This is a genomic window from Sanguibacter sp. Z6_81, assembly GCF_057180625.1.
The window spans coordinates 328,066-347,877 of sequence record NZ_JBXUFV010000003.1; the positions used below are offsets into that span (position 1 = coordinate 328,066).

A 19,812-nucleotide genomic window follows, 5' to 3' on the forward strand; every position below is an offset into this window, starting at 1 on the left:
TGGTGCCTGCCGGTCCTGGGTCGCGGACGGGGGGACGGGCACCGGGGTGGGTGGTCGATCGACCACCCCCGATCATTCCACGCGGTCAAGCCGTCCGTGCTACGAATGGACCTGACCTGCACGGCCGACACGGGGAGAGCCATGACCAGCACGGACAGCGCACCGACGACGAGCGCATCCGACGCGCGGACGAACATCGCAGACTTCTGGTTCGACCCGATGTGTCCGTGGGCGTGGATGACGAGCCGCTGGATCGGTGAGGTCGAGCAGGTGCGGGACGTCACGGTGCGCTGGCACGTCATGAGCCTGTCGGTCCTCAACGAGGGTCGGGACCTGCCACCGGACTATCGCGAGCTGCTCGACGGCGGATGGGGTGCGGTGCGCGTCGTCGTCGCTGCCCAGGTCGAGCACGGTGACGAGGTCGTCAAGCCGCTCTACGACGCGATCGGCACCCGCTTCCACCCGGGCGGTCGGTCTGACCGCCGCGAGGTCGTCGCCGAGGCGCTCGCCGAGGTGGGCCTGCCCGCCTCGCTCATCGACGCCTACGACACCGACGCCTACGACGAGCAGCTGCGCGCGTCGCACGCCGAGGGCATCTCGAAGGTCGGCGAGGACGTGGGCACGCCCGTCGTGGCGTTCAACGACGTCGCGTTCTTCGGCCCGGTGGTGACACCGGCGCCGAAGGGCGAGGCGGCCGGCAGGCTGTGGGACGGGTGCGTGCTCGTCGCCGGGACACCCGGCTTCTTCGAGCTCAAGCGCACGCGGACCCAGGGCCCGGTCTTCGACTGATGGCGAAGAGCTCGCCAGGGCTGCGGCTGGCGCGTCCCCAGGTGCGGTGGCAGCGGTTCGTCGACGAGGCTCCTGAGCTCGCGTCCCGCGTCCGGGCACGGTTCGAGGCGAACCGTCACCACGTGCTCGCGACGCTCACGTCGGCGGGCTCGCCCCGCGTGAGCGGGACGGAGGTGGCGTGGTGGGCGGAGGAGCTGTGGATCGGGTCGATGCCGGGCGCGCGCAAGGCGCGCGACCTGCAGGCCGACGCGCGCTTCGCGCTCCACTCCAACCCGGGCGACGGGTCCATGGTCGGCGGGGACGCGAAGATCATGGGACGTGCCCGGGAGCTCACGGGCGGTCCGGAGCGGGAGGCGATCGTGGCCATGGCGCCGGTGGCGGGGCCGGGGCACGTGTTCCTCCTCGGCCTCGAGCGGGTCGTGCTCACGAGCCTGGCGGAGTCCGGTGACGCGATCGTCGTCGAGACGTGGACGCCGGGTCGACCCGTCGAGGTGGTGCGCCGGAGCTGAGGGCGGTGACGTGCCGACCGTCCGGGGCGCGTGGGATGCTGGTCAGCGGCCGCAGGGCCACATCTCACCGACCTGAAGGAGTTCTGCATGTCTGGCACGACGCCGCCCCGTCCCGGGACCGCGCGAGGGCGACTCGGGGGGCCGCTGATCGCGTTCATCGCGTTCGACGTGCTTCTCGTCGTCGCGGCCGTGTGGCTGGCGGTGTCGATGCTCGGCGGCTCCGGCGACGCGTCCTCTGCGGAGGCCTCGCCCTCGACGTCGGCGTCGGCGCCCACGGAACCGTCGGCCGCGCCCGCGGCTCCTGAGCAGGAGCCGCCGACGGAGGAGGAGGTTGCGCCTGCCGAGCGGATCGTTGCGCCGTCGGGCAACATCGCCTGCGAGGTGAGCGCCGAGGGTGCGCTCTGCACCATCTTCGAGCTCGCGAGCGAGCCTGCTCCCGTCGAGGGGTGCGCGGGGACCGTGGGCTATGTCGTCGAGGTCACGTCGGCCGGTGTGGATGTGCCGTGCGTCACCGGTGACGCACCCGCGGGCGTGCCGACGGACGGTGCCGCGGTGCTCGAGTACGGGCAGGAGGTCGCGGTGGAGCCGTTCGCGTGCACGAGCACCGAGGCCGGCATGACGTGCACGAACACCGGCACGGGCGCAGGATTCACCCTTGCCCGTGCCGGTGTGGCCGTGATCGGCTGACGCCTCACCAGATGCGCACGCGCTCCTCGGGCTCGAGGTAGAGCGCGTCACCGGGGCGCACGTTGTACGTCGAGTAGAACTCGTCGATGTTGCGCACGACGCCGTTGCACCGGAACTCCGCCGGGGAATGGGGGTCGGTCGCCAGGCGCTGCAGTGCCGCCTCGTCGTGCATCTTCGTCTGCCACACCTGGGCCCACGAGAGGAAGACGCGCTCAGCACCGGTCAGGCCGTCGATGACCGGCGCCGAAGCGAGGTCGGTGCCGAGCGAGATCTCGTACGCCTTGAGCGCGATGGACAGGCCCCCGAGGTCGCCGATGTTCTCCCCGATGGTGAGCGCGCCGTTGACGGTGTGCTCGGGGCCGAGCTGTGCGGGGTAGTACGCGTCGTACTGGGCGACGAGGCGGGCGGCACGCGCGTCGAACTCCGCGCGGTCGGACGACGTCCACCAGTCCTGGAGGCGTCCGGCCCCGTCGTACTTGGAGCCCTGGTCGTCGAAGCCGTGCCCGATCTCGTGCCCGATGACGGCACCGATACCCCCGTAGTTGGCGGCGTCGTCGGCGTCGGGGTCGAAGAAGGGCGGCTGGAGGATCGCGGCGGGGAAGACGATCTCGTTCATCGACGGGTTGTAGTAGGCGTTGACGGTCTGGGGCGTCATGTGCCACTCGTCGCGGTCGATCGGGGTGCCGATCTTCGCGAGCTCGCGGTCGAGGTCGACCTCGTTCGACCGGCGGACGTTGCCCACGAGGTCGGCCGGGTCGATGACGAGTGCGGAGTAGTCCCGCCACTTCGTGGGGTACCCGACCTTCGGGTTGAACGCGGCGAGCTTCGCGAGCGCCTTCGTCCGCGTCTCCTGACCCATCCAGTCGAGGTGCGTGATCGACACCCGGTACGCCTCGATGAGGTTCTTCACGAGGACGTCCATCCGCTCCTTGTGCGTGGGCGGGAAGTGGCGGGCGACATAGATCTCCCCGACGGCCTCGCCCAGTGCTCCCTCGACGAGGGACACACCACGCTTCCAGCGGTCGCGGACCTCCTGGGCTCCGGAGAGCGTGCGTCCGTAGAAGTCGAAGTTTGCCTCGACGAGCGCCTCGGACAGGTACGGGGCGCGCGCGCTGACGAGGTGGTAGACGAACCAGGCCTTCCAGTCGTCGAGGGGCTCGGACTGCCAGAGCTCTGCGAGGCCGGTGAAGAACTCCGGCTCGCGGACGACGACGGCGTCGAGCGCACCGGCGGGAGCGCCGATCGCCGTGGTCCACGCGTGCCAGTCGAACCCGGGCGCGCTCTGCGCCACGGCGTCGAGCGTCATGGGGTTGTACGTGAGCTCCGAGTCGCGGTCACGGACGACGTCCCAGTGGTGTCCCGCGAGCCGGGTCTCAAGCGCGAGGACCCGCTCCGCTCCGGCGGTCGCCGTCGCGTCGTCGTAGGCGCCCGAGAGGCGGAGCATCCGCGCCACGTGGGCGGTGTACTGCGTCCTGATCTCGGCGTACTTGTCATCGCGGTAGTAGGACTCGTCCGGCAGTCCAAGGCCTGCCTGGTACAGGTGGACGACGTAGGTGTCGGGATCCTTCGCGTCGTTGTCCACGTAGAACCCGAAGGCTCCGGCTCCACCGGTGCGCTGCAGGGTGCCGAGGAGGTGGGTGAGCTCGGCCCGGTCCTGCACGGCGGCCACGAGTGCGAGCTCGTCCTCGATCGGTGCGACGCCGAGGGCCTCGATCCCTGCGGCGTCCATGAAGCTCGCATACAGCCCACCGATCTGGGCCGCGACACCGGTGAGGTCCTCGGTCCCGGCGGCACCGAGCTCCTCGATGATCGTGCGCACCTGCTCCTCGGCCTCGTCGTGCAGCGTGCGGAAGGCGCCGTCGGCGGCCCGGTCCGCCGGGATGACGTGGGTGGCGAGCCATCGGCCGTTGACGTGGCGGTAGAGGTCGTCCTGCGGGCGGGTGTCGGGGTCGAGCGCCGAGAGGTCGATCCCGGAGTGGAGTGCCGGCCCCCGGCCGGTGTCTGTAGAGGTCATTGACCCAGGTTAGGCGTATGCGGTGGCACGGCGCGTGCTGCGGCATGATGGTCCTATGCGCGTTCACATCGCTTCAGACCATGCCGGGTTCGAGCTCAAGACGGCTCTTGTGGCGCACCTCGGTGCCGCCGGCCACGACGTCGTCGACCACGGTGCCCACGAGTACGACGCCCTCGACGACTACCCGTCGTTCTGCTTCTCCGCGGGCGAGGCGGTCGTCGCCGAGCCGGGGAGCCTCGGGGTCGTCATCGGCGGCTCCGGGAACGGCGAGCAGATCGCCGCGAACAAGGTGCGCGGGGTGCGGGCCGCGCTCGCCTGGAATCTCGAGACGGCGCGCCTGGGCCGTCAGCACAACGACGCGAACGTCGTCGCGATCGGTGGGCGTCAGCACTCCGTCGAGGAGGCACTGTCGTTCGTCGACGCGTTCCTCGCCGAGCCGTTCAGCGGCGACCCGCGCCACCAGCGTCGGATCGACCAGCTCGCCGCGTACGAGTCCGCGCGCTGACCCGGGACGCCGCCGGTGCCTGAGGGCCACACCGTCCACCGGCTCGCCCGGACCTTCGAGGAGCTGTTCGCGGGGACGACGCTCGAGGTCTCCAGCCCGCAGGGTCGGTTCGCTGCGGGCGCCGCGCTGCTCGACGGCGAGACCCTCGTGGCGAGCGAGGCCTACGGCAAGCAGATGTTCCTCGGGTTCCGTCCCGCCGGAGCGGCCGAGAGCGGCGCGCGGGCCGCAGCGGACACGGCCGACGGTCACCTGCGGTGGCTCCGCGTCCACCTCGGGCTCTACGGCGCCTGGACGTTCTCGAGCGACGGCAGCGCGGCCGTCGTGCACGCGATCGGCGCGCCCCGGAAGCGAGTGGGGGAGTCCGAGCAGGCCCTGGGCCGTGCGGACCTGCCCGGCCCGGACGCAGGCGCGTGGCAGCCGCCCGAGCCGCGGGGCCAGGTCCGGGTGCGGTTGTGCTCGGACCGCGCCGTCGCGGACCTGACAGGCCCGATACGGTGCGAGGTCGTCACGTCGGAGGAGATGGACGCCGTCGTCGCGCAGCTCGGGCCCGACCCCCTGCGCGCGGACGCGGTGCCCGAGCGGTTCGTCGAGGCGGTCGTCCGCTCGCGGTCGTCGATCGCCGTGCTGCTCATGGACCAGGGCGTCGTCGCGGGGGTCGGGAACATCTACCGCGCCGAGGTGCTCTTCCGGGCGGGGCTGGACCCGGCCACGCCCGGCCGGCTCGTCCCGGCCGAGGTCCTTGACGAGATCTGGACGGATCTCGTCGGCCTCATGGAGGACGGGGCCCGTACCGGCGCGATCGTCACGACACGCCCGCAGGACCGTGATGCCCCGACGGGGGAGCGCACGCAGCCGGACCCGCCGGCCCGCCGTGGGCGACGCCGGACCCGGCAGAACACGGACGGGCGACCGGGCGGTGTCCCGGAGGACGAGTCCTTCTACGTCTACCACCGGGACGGTCTGCCGTGCCGGGTGTGCGGGACGACCGTCCTCGTGCGGGAGGTTGCCTCCCGGGCCCTGTACTGGTGCCCGCGCTGCCAGTCGTGACCCGTCCGGGGCCCCGGGGGCGGCGCCCCGACTGGTCCGTCCCCACCGGGGTCCGTCCACGGGCCCGGTCGTAGGGTGGACTTATGGACGAGGAGTACCTCGAGGCTGTGCTCGACGCCGTGGACGCGGTGCCGGCCGGGTCCGCCACCTCGTACGGCCGCGTCGCGGAGGTCGTCGGTGGGGCGCTCGGCCGAGGCGGACCGCGACAGGTCGGTGCCGTCCTGCGGCACGCCGGCGGAGGGGTGCCGTGGTGGCGGGTCGTCGCTGCGTCAGGTCGTCCGCCCGCGCCCAAGCGGGCAGAGGCCCTCGAGCGGCTGCGCGCCGAGGGGTGTCCGCTGACGCCGGACGGCAGGGTCCGGTGGTCGGCTCTCGGAGCGGGAGGACCCGGCCCCGCGCGATCAGGCGGAGAGCTCGGCGACCGTCCGTAGCGCGACGTCGTCCCCCTGGACGACGAGGGTCGTCACGGCGGTCGCGCGCCACGCGGCGAGCTCGGCGGCGATCTTCTCCCGGGGCCCGACGAGGGCGATGTCCTCGACGAGCCCGGTCGGCACGGCGCGCGCGGCCTCGTCCCGCCGGCCCGCCAGATAGTGGTCCTGGATCTCGTCGCAGGCATCCGCGTAGCCGAGCCGGTCGATGGCGTTGCGGTGGAAGTTGGCTCCCTTCGCGCCCATCCCGCCGACGTACAGGGCGAGGAAGGGCCGGACGGCGTCTGCCGCACGCTCGACGTCGTCGTCCACGACGACCGGCACCGTGGCGCTGACCTCGAAGTCCGCGGCGGACGAACGCTCGCCGGCGCGCACGGCGAACCCCTCGGCGAGCATCTCGCGGAACTCCGCGTCGAGGCGCGGTGCGTAGAAGAGCGGGAGCCACCCGTCCGCGATCTCGGCCGCCAGGGCGATGTTCTTGGGCCCTTCGGCGGCCAGGTGGATCGGCAGGTCGGCTCGGCGGGGGTGGACCGTCGAGCGCAGGGGTTTGCCCAGGCCGGTGACGCGCCGGCCGGAGGCGGTCGCGTCGGTGAGCGGTAGCGGGTAGTGCGGCCCGGTGCTGGTGACGGGTCCCTCGCGGCGCAGCACCTGGCGGACGATGTCGACGTACTCGCGCGTGCGGGCGAGGGGCATCGGGTAGGGCTGCCCGTACCATCCCTCGACGACCTGCGGGCCTGAGACCCCGAGGCCCAGGATGAACCGCCCGCCCGAGAGGTGGTCGAGCGTGAGCGCGGCCATGGCGGTCGCCGTCGGGGTCCGGGCCGACATCTGCATGACCGCGGTCCCGAGGCGGATCCGCCGCGTGGCTGCCCCCCACCAGGCGAGCGGGGTCAGGGCGTCCGACCCGTAGGCCTCCGCGGTCCAGACGGAGTCGACGCCGAGCGCGTCGGCCGCGAGGACCGCGTCGGCGACCCCCGGGGGTGGCCCGGCCGACCAGTAGCCGGTGTGGAACCCGGTGCGCATGCGTGCTCCTCGTCGTCGAGGTCGGGACCGCGGTCATCTGCAACTGGCGGTACTGGGTACCTGCCCGATGCTACACGGCGCTGCCAGGGGCGCGGTCACGGGCAGCCAGGGTGTTGAGGAGCGCAGCGGCCGTGCCCGCGTCGTCGACCGTGACGACGAGGACCCGGTCGCCGGTCCGGGTGACGCTCAGGGCCTCTCCCGCGCGCAGGACGATGCCGACGCGACCGGTGCCGTCGGTGCGCCAGCCCCATCCGCCGAAGTCGCGCAGCGGACGGACGGTGACGACCTCGGCACGGACCACCTCGTCGAGCGGGACGGTGGTGCGGGGGAAGCCGAGCGTCGAGCGGACGTCGAGGCCGGATGTGCTGACCCGCACCTTCCACCGGCTCATCGCGAGCAGGAGCAGTGCGACGAGGGCGGGAACCACGAGCATCCACCACATCTGGGTGATGACGGCTGTGATCGTCGTCAGCAGCACGGCGAGGCCGCCGACGACGAGGGAGGACGGGCTGGTGGCCGTGGCGAACCACACGGCTCGTTCGTCTGCGGCGATCGGCAGCCGAGCGGCGTCCGGGGAGACGGCGTCGGTCGTCGGTTGCGCCGGGTCGCCGGGCGTCGCCCACGCGACGAGGCCACCGACGACGAGCCCGGCCGCGAGGGACAGGGCGAGGCTGCTGCCGACACCGGGTGCGGCTGTCGCGTCCGCCAGGCCCCGCTGCACGTCGAACGTCGTGAGCGTCGCGGTGCCGAGCAGGGCTGCGAGGCCCGCGCTCGTCCCGTTGGCCAGACGGCGGGTGGACGCCGCGTGCCCGGCGAGGAGACCGAAAGCCCAGGCCGCGACGGCGAGCACGGCCCCGACGAACACGGGGGCGAGGAGCGCCGTGGTGAACGACCCGAACCCGTCGGGCCCGGACGCGTTCCAGTGCATCGCGACCGGGTCGGGAAGCTCGTGGCGCCAGGTGAGGGCGACGGTGACGGTCGAGGCGGTCAGTGCCACCGGGACGCCGAGCGCGAGCAGGGTGGTGGAGAGCCGGTGACCGGGGCGGCTCGTGCCGCCCGACTTCCCGGGTGTGTCCGTCGCGGGTCTGTGCGAGGCAGGTCCGTTCATCGCAGTGCCTCCTTGAGCAAGGCTGTGGTGGTGTCGGGGGAGAGGTCGAGGGCGCGGGACTCGCGCACGACCGCGTCGATCGCGCGGCGCAGCGGCGTGAAGTCTGCGCCGGCCCGGTCTGTGACGACGGCCCCGCGCCCCCGGCGCAGGTCGATGAGGCCGTCGTCCCGCAGCTCCTGGTAGGCGTGCAGCACGGTGTGGACGTTGAGGTCGAGCGACTCGGCGAGCTCGCGCGCCGAGGGCAGGCGGTCGCCGGGCGCGAGCTCGCCGCGAGCGACGCCCAGCCTCACCTGGGTCACGAGCTGGTCGAAGAGCGCCTCGCTGGCGCTCGCGTCGATACGGAAGAGCATGACCCAAGAGTACTTGTTCTAGTGCAACTAGCTCAATGGTGAGGGGTGGCGGACGGCCACGGTCAGGATCCGCCCCTTCCGGCCGGCGCCCGAACGCCGACGAGGGCCGCCGCAGGAGCGGCGGCCCTCGTCGGGACAGCGGGAGCGTGCGGCGCCGGTGGGCCCCGGCACGGCGGACGGTCAGATGAAGATCGCGGGATCCTCGCAGTGCTCGACCGCGGGGGAGCGCGTCGGACGGGCGCGGACCACGGCCGGGACGCCGACGGCCACGGCGCCGCCGGGGACATCCTTCACGACGACGGCGTTCGCGCCGATCTGCGCGTCGTCCCCCACCCAGACGGGACCGAGGACCTTGGCGCCGGCTCCCACGACGACCCGGTCGCCGAGCGTCGGATGGCGCTTGCCGTGCGTCATGCTGCGGCCGCCGAGCGTCACGTTGTGGAACAGCGTGACGTCGTTCCCCACGACGGCGGTCTCGCCGATGACGACGCCCATGCCGTGGTCGATGAACAGGCGCCGCCCGATCGTCGCAGCCGGGTGGATCTCCACGCCGGTCGCCGACCGCGCCGCCTGGGAGACGAGACGCGCGGGGAGCCGCAGCACGGGGTGCGACCACATGCGGTGGGTGAGGCGGTGCGCCCACAGTGCGTGCACGCCGGGATAGGCGAGCGCCACCTCGACGGCCGTGCGCGCGGCCGGGTCCCGGTCCCGTGCGGCCTGGAGGTCCTCACGCAGGAGCTTCCATGCTTTCACCAGTCGTGCCATGCGTGTGCCGTCCTGTCCCTGTGCAGCGGTGGTCGGTCGGGGTGGGGCGGCGCGGCGCGCCACCCCACCCGACGGGTCAGTCCAGCAGGTCGGCGTAGAGGATCGACGTGAGGTACCGCTCACCGAATGACGGGACGACCACGACGATGAGCTTGCCGGCGTTCTCGGGACGCTTGCCGATCTCGAGCGCTGCGTGGATCGCGGCACCGGAGGAGATGCCGACGAGCAGGCCTTCTTCCCGGGCGGCGCGGCGTGCGACCTCGACAGAGGTCTCAGCGTCGACGTCGAAGACCTCGTCGTACACCTCGCGGTCGAGGATCTCGGGGACGAAGTTCGCGCCGATCCCCTGGATCTTGTGCGGCCCGGGAGCGCCGCCGTTGAGGATCGGCGACTCGGCCGGCTCGACGGCGATGACCTGCACGCTGGGCTTGCGCTCCTTGAGCACCTGGCCGACCCCGGTGATGGTGCCACCGGTACCGATGCCGGCGACGAAGATGTCGACCTCGCCGTCCGTGTCGGCCCAGATCTCTTCGGCTGTCGTGGCGCGGTGGATCGCGGGGTTGGCCTCGTTCGCGAACTGGCGGGCGAGGATCGAGCCGGGACGCTCCGCGGCGATCTCGTTGGCCTTGTTCACCGCGCCCTTCATGCCCTCGGAGCCCGGCGTGAGGATGAGCTCCGCACCGTAGGCACGCAGCAGTGCGCGCCGCTCCTTCGACATCGTCTCGGGCATCGTCAGCACGACGTTGTAGCCCCGTGCGGCACCGACGAACGCGAGCGCGATGCCGGTGTTCCCGGACGTGGCCTCGATGATCGAGCCACCGGGCTTGAGCTCTCCGGAGGCCTCGGCGGCGTCGATGATCGCCACGCCGATGCGGTCCTTCACGGAGTTGGCCGGGTTGTAGTACTCGAGCTTGGCGACGACGGTCGCGCCCACGCCCTCCGTCAGGCGGTTCAGCCGGACGAGCGGGGTGTTGCCGACGAGCTTGGTGACGTCGTCATAGATGCGTGCCATGGTGGGTCCTTTTCTCGGGGGGAGGGGCGACAGCCAGAAAACCGGTGTGCAGGTGGCGCGAGGGCCTGGAGGTGGTCGCCAGGAGCGGCTCATGCCGATCCACGGGGAGCCACGGACGTGCCGGACCGGGCGTGCACGGGAACGTGTGCCGGTCGGCGTGCCAGGGGGTTCGCGGTGGATCGGGGGCCGCGTCTGGTGACGGGGGATGGAGCGCTGACGGTGCCCGGGCGGGCAGCGGTCACCGCTCTACAGACACCGACACCGTGCGCATGCGGACGGCAGACGCACGGGAGCGAGGAGGGCCTCGAGGGTGGAGACGGTGCGGGGAGTGGCGGCGAGCACGTCGAGCGGCGCGGTGACGACCTGCAACCTCACGGTGCTTCCTCTCGCCGACGGTCCTGGACAGCCCTTCCGGCGACTCTATCGACGCCGGTACTGCTCTGCAACGCTTCCGAGGAGCCTGCGGCCCGTGGAGAACGGCTGCAGGACGGTGGAGCGGGCGACGAGAATCGAACTCGCATCATCAGTTTGGAAGACTGAGGCTTTACCACTAAGCTACGCCCGCGCTGGACCTGTCACCGCCGCGGTTCCCGGAGGACATCCGCGCCGAGACCGGCGAGCACACTTTAGCAAAGGATCGTCGGCCCCCGCGCCCCCGTCCCGGGTGCGCGTCGCTGTCGTGTCCGGTCGGGCGGTCGTCGGGACCAGCACAGCCCTCTACACTTGCCCGAGTGCCCGCGCTGATGCGGGCCGGTCCGCCCGCACGTCGCGCCGTCCCCATCACGGAGAAGCGCGTCGTCCGAGACGGACGGGGTGTGGCGCAGGTTGGTAGCGCGTCCGGTTTGGGACCGGAAGGTCGCAGGTTCGAATCCTGTCACCCCGACAGCAGCAGCACGATGTGGCGTACCATCTACTGGTTGCTCGTGGGCGGTCGCCCGGTCGCGAGCGGACGGATCGTCGCCCGTCGGCGGTGGGGCCGAACCCGCCACAGAGCCGAGAACCTCAGAATGCTCATGCAGGGCAACCGCATGTCACCGACCAGTTGGAGATCATCGAAGTGAAGAGCGCTGTCGAGACCCTGGAGCCGACCAAGGTCAGGCTGACCGTCGAGGTGGAGTACGACGAGCTCAAGCCGAGCATCGATCATGCGTACAAGCACATCGCCCAGCAGGTCTCCATCCCCGGTTTCCGCAAGGGCAAGGTGCCGCCGCGCATCATCGACCAGCGCGTCGGGCGCGGAGCCGTCCTCGAGCACGCCATCAACGAGTCGCTGTCCGGCTTCTACCGCCAGGCCGTCAACGAGACGAACATCCGTCCGCTCGGCCAGCCGAGCGTCGACGTGACGCAGGTCCCTGACATCAGCGAGACCGACGGTGGCCTGCACTTCACCGCCGAGGTCGAGGTGCGCCCCGAGCTCGAGCTCCCCGAGCTCTCCGGCATCTCCGTGACGGTGGACGACATCGAGGTCACGGACGAGGACGTCACCGAGCGGCTCGACGCGCTGCGCGAGCGCTTCGGCACCCTCGTGGGCGTGGACCGTCCCGCGGCCGAGGGCGACTTCGTCGTGCTCGACCTCACCGCCAAGGTCGAGGGCGACGAGGTCGACTCGGTCTCCGGCGTGTCCTACCAGATCGGCTCCGGCAACATGCTCGAGGGTCTCGACGAGGCGCTCACCGGCCTGTCGGCCGGAGAGTCGACGACGTTCGTCGCACCGCTCGCCGGTGGCGAGCACGAGGGCAAGGAAGCGGACGTCACCGTCACCGCGACGACCGTCAAGCACCGCGACCTGCCCGAGGCGGACGACGACTTCGCGCAGCTCGCGAGCGAGTTCGACACCCTCGAGGAGCTCACCGCGGACCTGCGTGAGCAGGTGGCCAACGCCAAGACGTCGAACCAGGCCGTCCAGGCGCGGGACCAGCTGCTCGCCGCGCTCACGGCCGTCGAGGTCCCGCTGCCCGCGGGCGTCATCGAGGCCGAGGTGCACCGTCACCTCGAGGGCGAGAACCGCCTCGAGGACGACACGCACCGTGCCGAGGTCACCGAGGAGACGCAGTCCGCTCTGCGCAACCAGATCGTCCTCGACATCCTCGCCGAGCAGCTCGAGATCAAGGTCGCCCAGAACGAGCTGCTCGACTACCTCGTGAACGCCAGCCGCCAGTACGGCATGGACCCCAACACGTTCATCAAGACGATCGACGAGAACGGCCAGATCCCTGCGATGGTCGGGGAGGTCGCACGTTCGAAGGCGCTCGCTGTCGCGCTGCGCCAGGTGAGCGTCGTCGACAACGCCGGCAACGCCGTGGACCTGTCCGACTTCATCGGCTCCGACGAGGACGACGCAGCGAGCGACGCTCTCGACGTCGCTGGTGACGACGACGACGTCATCGTGGACGCGGACGTCGAGCAGCAGGACTCCGAGCAGCAGGATGCCGACGCCGAGGGCGACAAGGCCTGACCGAACGGTTCGTCGCTCCACGCGGAACTGCCCCCTGCTCCTTCGAGCAGGGGGCAGTCGGCGTCTCCTGGGTGCACCGGCTGCCCCGACGGACCTGAACACGGGCGAAGTGCGCCCAAAGCGAAACACGGTGCTGCAGGGACGGGCGGGCGGTGCTCAGCGCGTTAGGGTCACTGCAACGCACGGCAAGCAGTGAAGCGATGGGAGACGGCGTGAACGAGCAGATGCCAGTAGCAGCACGTGGTGACGTGGCCGGCCTGGGATTGAACGACAGCATCTACAACCGGCTCCTCAAGGAGCGGATCATCTGGCTCGGCTCGGAGGTGCGCGACGAGAACGCCAACGCGATCTGCGCGCAGATGATGCTGCTCGCCGCGGAGGACCCGGACAAGGACATCTACCTCTACATCAACTCGCCCGGTGGATCGATCACGGCGGGCATGGCGATCTACGACACCATGCAGTTCATCCAGCCCGACGTCGCGACCGTGGCCATGGGCATGGCCGCCTCGATGGGGCAGTTCCTGCTCTCCTCCGGTGCCAAGGGCAAGCGTTACGCCACCCCGCACGCCCGCGTCATGATGCACCAGCCCTCCGGTGGCATCGGCGGGACCGCGACGGACGTCCGGATCAACGCCGAGCTCATCCTCCACATGAAGCGCGTCCTCGCGGAGCTCATCGCGGAGCAGACGGGCAAGAGCGTCGAGCAGATCCACACCGACTCGGACCGCGACCGCTGGTTCACCGCGCCGGAGGCGCTGGAGTACGGATTCATCGACCACGTCGTGACCCACGCCGACTCGGTCGCCGGGGGCGGCGGGACGACCGGTTCCTGAACCGGCTCACACCGCACGCGACCCCGCACCGACATCGAGGAGTAACCCCATGAGCATCGAGTCCCAGTTCATCTCCACCGCGCAGCGCCTCGCCGGCGCCGGCGGTACGGCGCTGCCGTACGGAGCGCCGTCGTCGCGGTACGTCCTGCCCAACTTCGAGGAGCGCACGCCGTACGGCTTCAAGCGCCAGGATCCCTACACGAAGCTCTTCGAGGACCGCATCATCTTCCTCGGCGTCCAGGTCGACGACGCGTCGGCTGACGACGTCATGGCGCAGCTGCTCGTCCTGGAGAGCCAGGAGCCCAACCGCGACATCATCCTCTACATCAACTCGCCGGGTGGCTCGTTCACGGCCATGACGGCGATCTACGACACGATGCAGTACATCACGTCGCAGATCCAGACCGTCTGCCTCGGCCAGGCTGCCTCGGCCGCGGCCGTCCTGCTCGCTGCCGGTGCTCCGGGCAAGCGCCTCGCCCTGCCGAACGCGCGGGTGCTCATCCACCAGCCGGCGATGGAGGGGGGCGGCTACGCGCAGGCTTCCGACATCGAGATCCACGCGAACGAGCTCATCCGCATGCGCGAGTGGCTCGAGGCGACGATCGCGCTCCACACGGGTCGTGAAGAGGCTCAGGTCCGCAAGGACATCGAGCGCGACAAGATCCTCAGTGCCCGTCAGGCGGTCGAGTACGGGATCGTCGACCAGGTGCTCGAGAGCCGCAAGCCGCTCATCGCCAAGAAGGCCTGATCGCCCTTTCATCCGGATGAAGAGGCACCACCGGAGCGCCATGCTGACATCGGCGCCCCGGTGGTGTGCAATGGTGTGACACATACTGTCGCGACGGTGCCGTCCGTCGGGAACGTGGCACGAGCCGCAACCCGCCTCGTCCGAGGCGAACCGGGAGGAGAGCGCAGTGACCCGAATCAGTGATGGTGCGGACCTGCTGAAGTGTTCCTTCTGCGGGAAGTCCCAGAAGCAGGTCAAGAAGCTCATCGCGGGACCTGGGGTGTACATCTGCGACGAGTGCATCGACCTCTGCAACGAGATCATCGAGGAAGAGCTCACCGAGGCGGCGGAGACCGGCATGGTCGAGCTCCCCAAGCCGCGGGCGATCTTCGACTTCCTCGAGGAGTACGTCATCGGTCAGAGCGGCGCCAAGAAGTCCCTGGCCGTCGCGGTGTACAACCACTACAAGCGGATCCAGGCGGGTTCCACAGCGCGCTCGGTCGGTGACGAGGCGGGGCAGGTCGAGCTGGCGAAATCGAACATCCTGCTCATCGGGCCGACCGGCTGCGGGAAGACGTACCTGGCGCAGACCCTCGCGAAGATGCTCAACGTCCCGTTCGCCATCGCTGACGCCACGGCGCTCACCGAGGCCGGCTACGTCGGCGAGGACGTCGAGAACATCCTCCTCAAGCTCATCCAGGCCGCCGACTACGACGTGAAGAAGGCCGAGACCGGGATCATCTACATCGACGAGGTCGACAAGATCGCCCGGAAGTCGGAGAACCCGTCGATCACGCGCGACGTGTCGGGGGAGGGCGTGCAGCAGGCGCTGCTGAAGATCCTCGAGGGGACGACGGCGTCGGTCCCGCCCCAGGGCGGACGCAAGCACCCCCACCAGGAGTTCATCCAGATCGACACGACGAACGTCCTGTTCATCGTCGCCGGAGCCTTCGCGGGCCTCGAGGAGATCATCTCCTCGAGGGCTGGAAAGCACGGGATCGGCTTCGGAGCGCCCCTGCACTCCGCCGATGACACGGAGGCGTACGACGACGTCATGCCGGAGGACCTGCTGAAGTTCGGGCTCATCCCCGAGTTCATCGGTCGGGTTCCCGTCATCACCACGGTGACGCCGCTCGACCAGGAGGCGCTCGTCCGCATCCTCACGGAGCCGCGCAACGCGCTCGTCAAGCAGTACCAGCGGATGTTCGAGATCGACGGCGTGGAGCTCGAGTTCACCGACGACGCCGTGTCGGCCATCGCGGACCAGGCGCTCCTGCGGGGAACCGGGGCCCGTGGGCTCCGAGCCATCATGGAAGAGGTCCTCCAGCAGGTGATGTTCGAGGTCCCGAGCCGCGACGACGTCGAGCGCGTCGTGGTCAACCGGGAGGTCGTGCTCGAGAACGTCTACCCCACGCTCGTGCCGCGCAAGCAGCGCTCGAAGGGCGCGCCCCGCGAGAAGAGCGCGTGATCGTAGAGTGAGACTGATGGATCCGCCCCGCATGCCGACTGGCATGCGGGGCGCTTCTGACAGAGGGTGGAAGGGTCCCGGGCTACACGTCGTCGCGGGTCCGTGATCCGGCGGCGTGCGGCCCACCTCCCACGAGATTTCGAGGTGTGACCGGATGAAGATCGACTGGCTCAAGCCCCTCATCGGCCGTAAAGAACCGTTCACCGCGGTGTACATGGACGCCACCCGCGCGGGTGAGTCCTCAGACCTAGAGGTCGAGAACCGATGGAAGGGGTTGCGGCGGACGCTGGAGCGCCAGGGCGCCCAGCAGGACCTGCTCGAGGAGCTGGGGGCCGCCCTGCTGCGACCCACCCGGGTCGCCGGACCGCACGGCAGGTTCGTCGTCGCGGCCGAGGGTGAGATCGTCATCGACAAGATCCTCGTCAACCCGCCCGTCCGGGACGAGGCGGCCCACGGGCCGCTCCCGTGCCTGTTGCCCGCCGCCCACGCGGCGGACGAGTCCGTGGCCCGGCTCGTCGTCGAGGTGAACCGGGAAGGCGCTGACCTCACGTTCGTCGACTCCGCGCGCGCTCTCGGGGGCAGCCTCGAGGACATCCGCCGTGCCTCGGTGACCGGCGGTCACGACGAGCTGACCAAGGCGAGCGCGGGCGGCTGGGCGCACCGGCGGCTCGAGAACCGCGCCGAGGACTCCTGGGAGCGCAACGCGGAGGCCGTCGCAGCACAGATCGACCGGCTCGTCGAGGTCCAGGACCCGGAGCTCGTCATCCTCACCGGGGACGTGCGGGCAGTCGCTCTCGTGTGCGGTGCGCTCGGGAAGAAGGCCAAGGAGCTGGTCGTCGAGGTGCCCGGTGGCTCGCGGAACGACGGCGTCAAGGACGACGTGTTCCGTGACCGGCTCGACGTCGTGCTCGAGGAGTTCCGTGCGCGCCGTCGCGACGTCGTCCTCGACCGGTTCCGCCAGGAGCACGGCCGGGACGGGGCAGCGGTGTCGAGCCTCGCCGACGTCGTCTCCGTCCTCCAGCGTGGTCAGGTGTCCGAGCTGATCTTCTACTACTCGGAGGCGCACTCCGCCGACCGCCTCGGCGACCAGATGCTGTGGATCGGCCCTGAGGTCCTGCAGATCGCCTCCACCCAGGAGGAGCTCGCGGACATCGGCGTGACCGAGGGTGCGCGGCAGGTGCGTGCCGACGTCGCACTCGTGCGTGCGGCTCTCGGTCAGGACGCCGGCCTGACGTTCGCGGAGGACGAGAGCGTCGACCTTCCGGACGGGGTGGGTGCCGTCCTGCGGTGGCACGACCTGAGCACCCCCAGCGACACGGGCGTGCCGAGCCTCTCGTCGGACTCCGGGCGACTGCGCGACGTCGGCTGAGCATCGGCGCTGGCCCCGCGTCCCGATGGTGGGGGCAGGAGTGCCGACGAGGAGGAACGCCGCACGGCGTTCCTCCTCGTCGGCACATGTCATTCTGCGGTGGGCGCCTGGTTCGTCGGGTCGAGCACGCGCTCGAGGAACGCCCGGGTCCGGGCGTGCGTCGGGGCCCCGATGACCTTCTCGGGATCGCCCTCCTCGACGATGACGCCACCGTCCATGAACACCACCCGGTCCGCGACCTCACGGGCGAACGCCATCTCGTGGGTGACGACGAGCATCGTCATGCCCGCGTCGGCAAGAGCCCGCATGACGGAGAGCACGTCGCCGACGAGCTCCGGGTCGAGCGCCGACGTCGGCTCGTCGAACAGCATGAGGCTGGGGTCCATGCTCAGCGCGCGGGCGATCGCGACGCGCTGCTGCTGGCCCCCGGAGAGCTGGGACGGGTGGGCGCCGGCCCTGTCGGCGAGCCCGACGCGGGCAAGGTTGGCGAGGGCGGTCTTCTCGGCCTCGGCACGCGACCGGCGCAGGACCTTCCGCTGGGCGACGACGCAGTTCTGCAGCACCGTCTGGTGCGTGAAGAGGTTGAACTGCTGGAAGACCATGCCGACCCGGCGCCGGACACGATCGATGTCGACGTCGGGGTCGGTGATCTCGGTACCGAGCACCGTGACGGTCCCGGCCGTGGCCTCCTCGAGCTGGTTGACGCAGCGCAGCAACGTCGACTTGCCGGAGCCGGACGGGCCGATCACGCACACGACCTCACCCGGTGCCACGTCGAGGTCGATGCCGCGCAGGACCTCGACGTCGCCGAACGACTTGCGGAGGCCGCGGATCTCGATGACGGGCGCTGCCCCGTCGGTCGCGGCGTCGTTGGTCACCGTGGCAGCGGGCGTGTCGGTCATCGGCGTGCTCCCTTGCCGGTCCAGCGTTCGAGAATCCGCGCGAGGAGTCCCAGCGGGATGGTGATGCACAGGTAGGCGATCCCGATGACGAAGAGCCCGGTGAGCCCGCCGCCGCCGCCGCTCGTCAGTGCGTCACGGCCGAGCTTCGTCAGCTCGAGCTGTGATCCGCTGAGGCCCATGAGGAACACGAGCGAGGTGTCCTTCGTCAGCAGGATGATCTCGTTCGTCATCGGCGGCAGCACGATGCGGAACGCCTGCGGGATGACGACCGTCACCAGGGTCCGCGTGTGCGACATGCCCAGCGACCGGGCGGCCTCCACCTGTCCCTTCGGCACGGCCTGGATACCGGCACGGATGGTCTCAGCGATGTACGCGGCGGCAACGACACCGAGCGCGAGCGAGGCCTTGAGCGTGAACGACTCGATACGGATCCCGAGCGCGATCGGCACCGCGTACGCGAACGACAGGACGACGAGGAGCGCCGGGATGCCCCGGAAGAACTCGATGTACGCCGTCGCCAGCCACCGGTAGACCGCGACGGTCGACAACCGCATGAGGGCGAGGACGATGCCGAGGCTCAGCCCGACGGCGAACGCACCGAGGGTGTAGACGAGAGTGTTCTTCAGGGCGTGCGGGACGTCCGGCAGGAGTGCGCGCGCAGCCTCGACGTTGAAGATCGACTCACCGATGCGGTCGTAGTCGAGCGAGGTGAGCACGACGACGAGCACCACGAGCAGGATGACGTACTGGACGGCGCGGGACGCACGCGCCCGCTTGCGGGGGCTCCACCGCGCCCGCGGGGTCGCGGGCGCGGTGGTGGTGGATGTCGTCTCCACGATGCTCAGCTCTCGTCGGGCGACAGGCCGATCCACTCCGTGTAGATCGCGTCGTAGGTGCCGTCCCCCTCGATCCGCTGGAGGGTGTCGTTGACGGCGTCGAGCAGCTCGGTGTTGTCCTTCTGGACACCCATGCCGTACTGCTCGCCGGTCGCGAAGTTCGCCGCGACCTCGTAGCCCTCGGCCACGAACGGCCCGAGCGCTGCGACGTCGTTGATGACCGCGTCGACCTCGCCCGACTGCAGCGCGCTGACCTGGAGCCCGATGTCGTCGTACTCCCGCGTGGCGATGCCGTTCTCCTGGGCCCAGGCGAGACCCGTGGTCGCGACCTGGACACCGACCGTCGCGTCCGCGAGGTCCTCCACCGTCTCGAGCTCGGAACCGGCGGCGACGAGCAGGCCCTGGTCGGCGTCGAAGTACGGGTCCGAGAGCGCGAGGTTCGCGGCGCGCTCGTCGGTGATGGTCAGCGCGGAGATGACGAGGTCGCACTGGCCCGACTCGAGTGCCGCACCGGACTCGATGGCGTCGAACTGCGAGGCGACCGTCGCGAGCTCGAGGTCGAGGTCGGAGGCGACCTCCTGGACGATCGCGATGTCGAAGCCGACGATCTCACCGTCCTGCTCGAACTCGAACGGCTCGTACGGGACGTTCGTGCAGACCGTGAGGGTGCCGGCGGTGACGGGCGTGAACCCGGCGTCGGCCTCCGTCGTCGAGCCGGAGTCGTCGGAGCTGCAGCCGGCAAGGAGCAGGGTGGTGGCCGCGAGGGCGGCGACGGTCAGGCGGGGGGTGTGCATGGGACTCCTCGTGAGTATGGGGACGGCAGTGGTCGCTGGCCGGCGGCGCGGGGTGCGTCCGACGGACCAGGGCCAGCCAGCGGCACGGGTGGACTCTGACGAGAATCTCGACGGTCGCCCACCAGGGTTCCGCCGCCGGACCTCGGCGAACGGCACCGTACCGCCCGGATGTTTCCACTATGTGAGCGGAT

At 70.6% G+C, this 19,812-nt stretch carries 20 protein-coding genes and 2 tRNA genes; 12 read left to right on the top strand and 10 right to left on the bottom strand.

What is annotated here, in order from left to right; genetic code table 11:
• Positions 1 to 141 precede the first annotated feature (141 nt).
• The 3 genes from AC2AXK_RS09915 to AC2AXK_RS09925 all read left to right on the top strand — a co-directional run bounded on the left by AC2AXK_RS09915 (position 142) and on the right by AC2AXK_RS09925 (position 1,985).
• Entirely contained in the window at positions 142 to 789 is a 648-nt protein-coding gene (locus AC2AXK_RS09915) for a mycothiol-dependent nitroreductase Rv2466c family protein (RefSeq protein ID WP_484345201.1), read from the top strand.
• Positions 789 to 1,298, top strand: a complete 510-nt coding sequence (locus AC2AXK_RS09920) for a pyridoxamine 5'-phosphate oxidase family protein (RefSeq protein ID WP_484345202.1) — start codon at positions 789 to 791, stop codon at positions 1,296 to 1,298. Before AC2AXK_RS09915 ends, AC2AXK_RS09920 begins: the two co-directional genes overlap by 1 nt.
• Before the next feature lie 87 nt (positions 1,299 to 1,385).
• Positions 1,386 to 1,985, top strand: coding sequence for a hypothetical protein (locus AC2AXK_RS09925; protein WP_484345203.1), 600 nt, complete (start codon positions 1,386 to 1,388; stop codon positions 1,983 to 1,985).
• Positions 1,986 to 1,989: 4 nt separating this feature from the next.
• Here the strand turns inward: AC2AXK_RS09925 and AC2AXK_RS09930 are convergent, their stop codons facing one another.
• Positions 1,990 to 3,999 (bottom strand): M13 family metallopeptidase, encoded by a 2,010-nt coding sequence (locus AC2AXK_RS09930; protein WP_484345204.1) that lies wholly within the window; start codon positions 3,997 to 3,999, stop codon positions 1,990 to 1,992.
• A gap of 55 nt (positions 4,000 to 4,054) precedes the next feature.
• Here AC2AXK_RS09930 and AC2AXK_RS09935 point away from each other — a divergent pair, with 55 nt between their 5' ends.
• From AC2AXK_RS09935 to AC2AXK_RS09945, 3 genes are all read left to right on the top strand, one after another.
• A complete protein-coding gene (locus tag AC2AXK_RS09935) occupies positions 4,055 to 4,504 on the top strand; it encodes a ribose-5-phosphate isomerase (RefSeq protein ID WP_484345205.1) in 450 nt (149 codons plus the stop codon).
• A 15-nt stretch (positions 4,505 to 4,519) separates the two neighbouring features.
• Entirely contained in the window at positions 4,520 to 5,551 is a 1,032-nt protein-coding gene (locus AC2AXK_RS09940; protein WP_484345206.1) for an Fpg/Nei family DNA glycosylase, read from the top strand.
• A gap of 83 nt (positions 5,552 to 5,634) precedes the next feature.
• On the top strand, positions 5,635 to 5,979 hold the full coding sequence (locus AC2AXK_RS09945) for an MGMT family protein (RefSeq protein ID WP_484345207.1): 345 nt from the start codon (positions 5,635 to 5,637) through the stop codon (positions 5,977 to 5,979).
• Here the strand turns inward: AC2AXK_RS09945 and AC2AXK_RS09950 are convergent.
• From AC2AXK_RS09950 to AC2AXK_RS09975, 6 genes are all read right to left on the bottom strand, one after another.
• On the bottom strand, positions 5,950 to 6,999 hold the full coding sequence (locus AC2AXK_RS09950) for an LLM class F420-dependent oxidoreductase (RefSeq protein ID WP_484345208.1): 1,050 nt from the start codon (positions 6,997 to 6,999) through the stop codon (positions 5,950 to 5,952). The genes AC2AXK_RS09945 and AC2AXK_RS09950 overlap by 30 nt on opposite strands.
• 70 nt (positions 7,000 to 7,069) lie before the next feature.
• Positions 7,070 to 8,107: a DUF1648 domain-containing protein gene (locus AC2AXK_RS09955; protein ID WP_484345209.1), complete on the bottom strand. Its 1,038-nt coding sequence runs from the start codon at positions 8,105 to 8,107 to the stop codon at positions 7,070 to 7,072.
• Positions 8,104 to 8,457, bottom strand: coding sequence for a GntR family transcriptional regulator (locus AC2AXK_RS09960; RefSeq protein WP_484345210.1), 354 nt, complete (start codon positions 8,455 to 8,457; stop codon positions 8,104 to 8,106). The genes AC2AXK_RS09955 and AC2AXK_RS09960 overlap by 4 nt, the downstream gene beginning before the upstream one ends.
• Positions 8,458 to 8,637: 180 nt before the next feature.
• Positions 8,638 to 9,222, bottom strand: coding sequence for a serine O-acetyltransferase EpsC (epsC, locus tag AC2AXK_RS09965; protein ID WP_484345211.1), 585 nt, complete (start codon positions 9,220 to 9,222; stop codon positions 8,638 to 8,640).
• A gap of 76 nt (positions 9,223 to 9,298) precedes the next feature.
• Positions 9,299 to 10,234: a cysteine synthase A gene (gene cysK / locus AC2AXK_RS09970; RefSeq protein ID WP_484345212.1), complete on the bottom strand. Its 936-nt coding sequence runs from the start codon at positions 10,232 to 10,234 to the stop codon at positions 9,299 to 9,301.
• Between the two features lie 491 nt (positions 10,235 to 10,725).
• Positions 10,726 to 10,799 (bottom strand) — tRNA-Gly (locus AC2AXK_RS09975).
• Positions 10,800 to 11,043: 244 nt separating this feature from the next.
• On the opposite strand from AC2AXK_RS09975, the gene AC2AXK_RS09980 reads away from it, so the two are divergent.
• The 6 genes from AC2AXK_RS09980 (at position 11,044) to AC2AXK_RS10005 (ending at position 17,089) form a co-directional block, all read left to right on the top strand.
• A tRNA-Pro gene (locus AC2AXK_RS09980) sits at positions 11,044 to 11,117 on the top strand.
• 174 nt (positions 11,118 to 11,291) lie between these two features.
• Positions 11,292 to 12,689 carry a trigger factor gene (tig, locus tag AC2AXK_RS09985; protein ID WP_484345213.1) on the top strand — a complete coding sequence of 466 codons (1,398 nt, stop codon included), beginning with the start codon at positions 11,292 to 11,294 and terminating at the stop codon, positions 12,687 to 12,689.
• A gap of 212 nt (positions 12,690 to 12,901) precedes the next feature.
• The gene (locus tag AC2AXK_RS09990; RefSeq protein ID WP_484345214.1) at positions 12,902 to 13,525 is read left to right on the top strand and encodes an ATP-dependent Clp protease proteolytic subunit; all 624 of its coding nucleotides are present in this window, start codon (positions 12,902 to 12,904) and stop codon (positions 13,523 to 13,525) included.
• A gap of 49 nt (positions 13,526 to 13,574) precedes the next feature.
• The gene (locus AC2AXK_RS09995; protein ID WP_484345215.1) at positions 13,575 to 14,273 is read left to right on the top strand and encodes an ATP-dependent Clp protease proteolytic subunit; all 699 of its coding nucleotides are present in this window, start codon (positions 13,575 to 13,577) and stop codon (positions 14,271 to 14,273) included.
• Positions 14,274 to 14,439: 166 nt separating this feature from the next.
• Positions 14,440 to 15,720, top strand: a complete 1,281-nt coding sequence (gene clpX / locus AC2AXK_RS10000; protein ID WP_484345216.1) for an ATP-dependent Clp protease ATP-binding subunit ClpX — start codon at positions 14,440 to 14,442, stop codon at positions 15,718 to 15,720.
• A 154-nt stretch (positions 15,721 to 15,874) separates the two neighbouring features.
• Positions 15,875 to 17,089 carry a baeRF2 domain-containing protein gene (locus tag AC2AXK_RS10005; RefSeq protein WP_484345217.1) on the top strand — a complete coding sequence of 405 codons (1,215 nt, stop codon included), beginning with the start codon at positions 15,875 to 15,877 and terminating at the stop codon, positions 17,087 to 17,089.
• Positions 17,090 to 17,178: 89 nt separating this feature from the next.
• Here the strand turns inward: AC2AXK_RS10005 and AC2AXK_RS10010 are convergent, their stop codons facing one another.
• The 3 genes from AC2AXK_RS10010 to AC2AXK_RS10020 are packed head-to-tail and all read right to left on the bottom strand — an operon-like array spanning position 17,179 to position 19,621.
• Positions 17,179 to 17,991: an amino acid ABC transporter ATP-binding protein gene (locus AC2AXK_RS10010; RefSeq protein WP_484345218.1), complete on the bottom strand. Its 813-nt coding sequence runs from the start codon at positions 17,989 to 17,991 to the stop codon at positions 17,179 to 17,181.
• Entirely contained in the window at positions 17,988 to 18,836 is an 849-nt protein-coding gene (locus AC2AXK_RS10015; protein ID WP_484345411.1) for an amino acid ABC transporter permease, read from the bottom strand. The genes AC2AXK_RS10010 and AC2AXK_RS10015 overlap by 4 nt, the downstream gene beginning before the upstream one ends.
• Complete coding sequence (locus AC2AXK_RS10020) at positions 18,833 to 19,621, bottom strand: transporter substrate-binding domain-containing protein (RefSeq protein ID WP_484345219.1); 789 nt, start codon at positions 19,619 to 19,621, stop codon at positions 18,833 to 18,835. Before AC2AXK_RS10020 ends, AC2AXK_RS10015 begins: the two co-directional genes overlap by 4 nt.
• Positions 19,622 to 19,812 lie beyond the last annotated feature (191 nt).

Excerpts from the sequence above, each read along its gene's own strand:
- AC2AXK_RS09955 (WP_484345209.1), bottom strand. The coding sequence starts at position 8,107 with ATGAACGGACCTGCCTCGCACAGACCCGCGACGGACACACCCGGGAAG.
- AC2AXK_RS09960 (WP_484345210.1), bottom strand. The coding sequence starts at position 8,457 with ATGCTCTTCCGTATCGACGCGAGCGCCAGCGAGGCGCTCTTCGACCAG.
- AC2AXK_RS10020 (WP_484345219.1), bottom strand. The coding sequence starts at position 19,621 with ATGCACACCCCCCGCCTGACCGTCGCCGCCCTCGCGGCCACCACCCTG.
- AC2AXK_RS09945 (WP_484345207.1), top strand. The coding sequence starts at position 5,635 with ATGGACGAGGAGTACCTCGAGGCTGTGCTCGACGCCGTGGACGCGGTG.
- AC2AXK_RS09995 (WP_484345215.1), top strand. The coding sequence starts at position 13,575 with ATGAGCATCGAGTCCCAGTTCATCTCCACCGCGCAGCGCCTCGCCGGC.
- AC2AXK_RS09920 (WP_484345202.1), top strand. The coding sequence starts at position 789 with ATGGCGAAGAGCTCGCCAGGGCTGCGGCTGGCGCGTCCCCAGGTGCGG.
- AC2AXK_RS09915 (WP_484345201.1), top strand. The coding sequence starts at position 142 with ATGACCAGCACGGACAGCGCACCGACGACGAGCGCATCCGACGCGCGG.
- AC2AXK_RS09935 (WP_484345205.1), top strand. The coding sequence starts at position 4,055 with ATGCGCGTTCACATCGCTTCAGACCATGCCGGGTTCGAGCTCAAGACG.
- AC2AXK_RS09930 (WP_484345204.1), bottom strand. The coding sequence starts at position 3,999 with ATGACCTCTACAGACACCGGCCGGGGGCCGGCACTCCACTCCGGGATC.
- AC2AXK_RS10005 (WP_484345217.1), top strand. The coding sequence starts at position 15,875 with ATGAAGATCGACTGGCTCAAGCCCCTCATCGGCCGTAAAGAACCGTTC.
- AC2AXK_RS09950 (WP_484345208.1), bottom strand. The coding sequence starts at position 6,999 with ATGCGCACCGGGTTCCACACCGGCTACTGGTCGGCCGGGCCACCCCCG.
- epsC (WP_484345211.1), bottom strand. The coding sequence starts at position 9,222 with ATGGCACGACTGGTGAAAGCATGGAAGCTCCTGCGTGAGGACCTCCAG.
- cysK (WP_484345212.1), bottom strand. The coding sequence starts at position 10,234 with ATGGCACGCATCTATGACGACGTCACCAAGCTCGTCGGCAACACCCCG.
- AC2AXK_RS10010 (WP_484345218.1), bottom strand. The coding sequence starts at position 17,991 with ATGACCGACACGCCCGCTGCCACGGTGACCAACGACGCCGCGACCGAC.
- AC2AXK_RS09925 (WP_484345203.1), top strand. The coding sequence starts at position 1,386 with ATGTCTGGCACGACGCCGCCCCGTCCCGGGACCGCGCGAGGGCGACTC.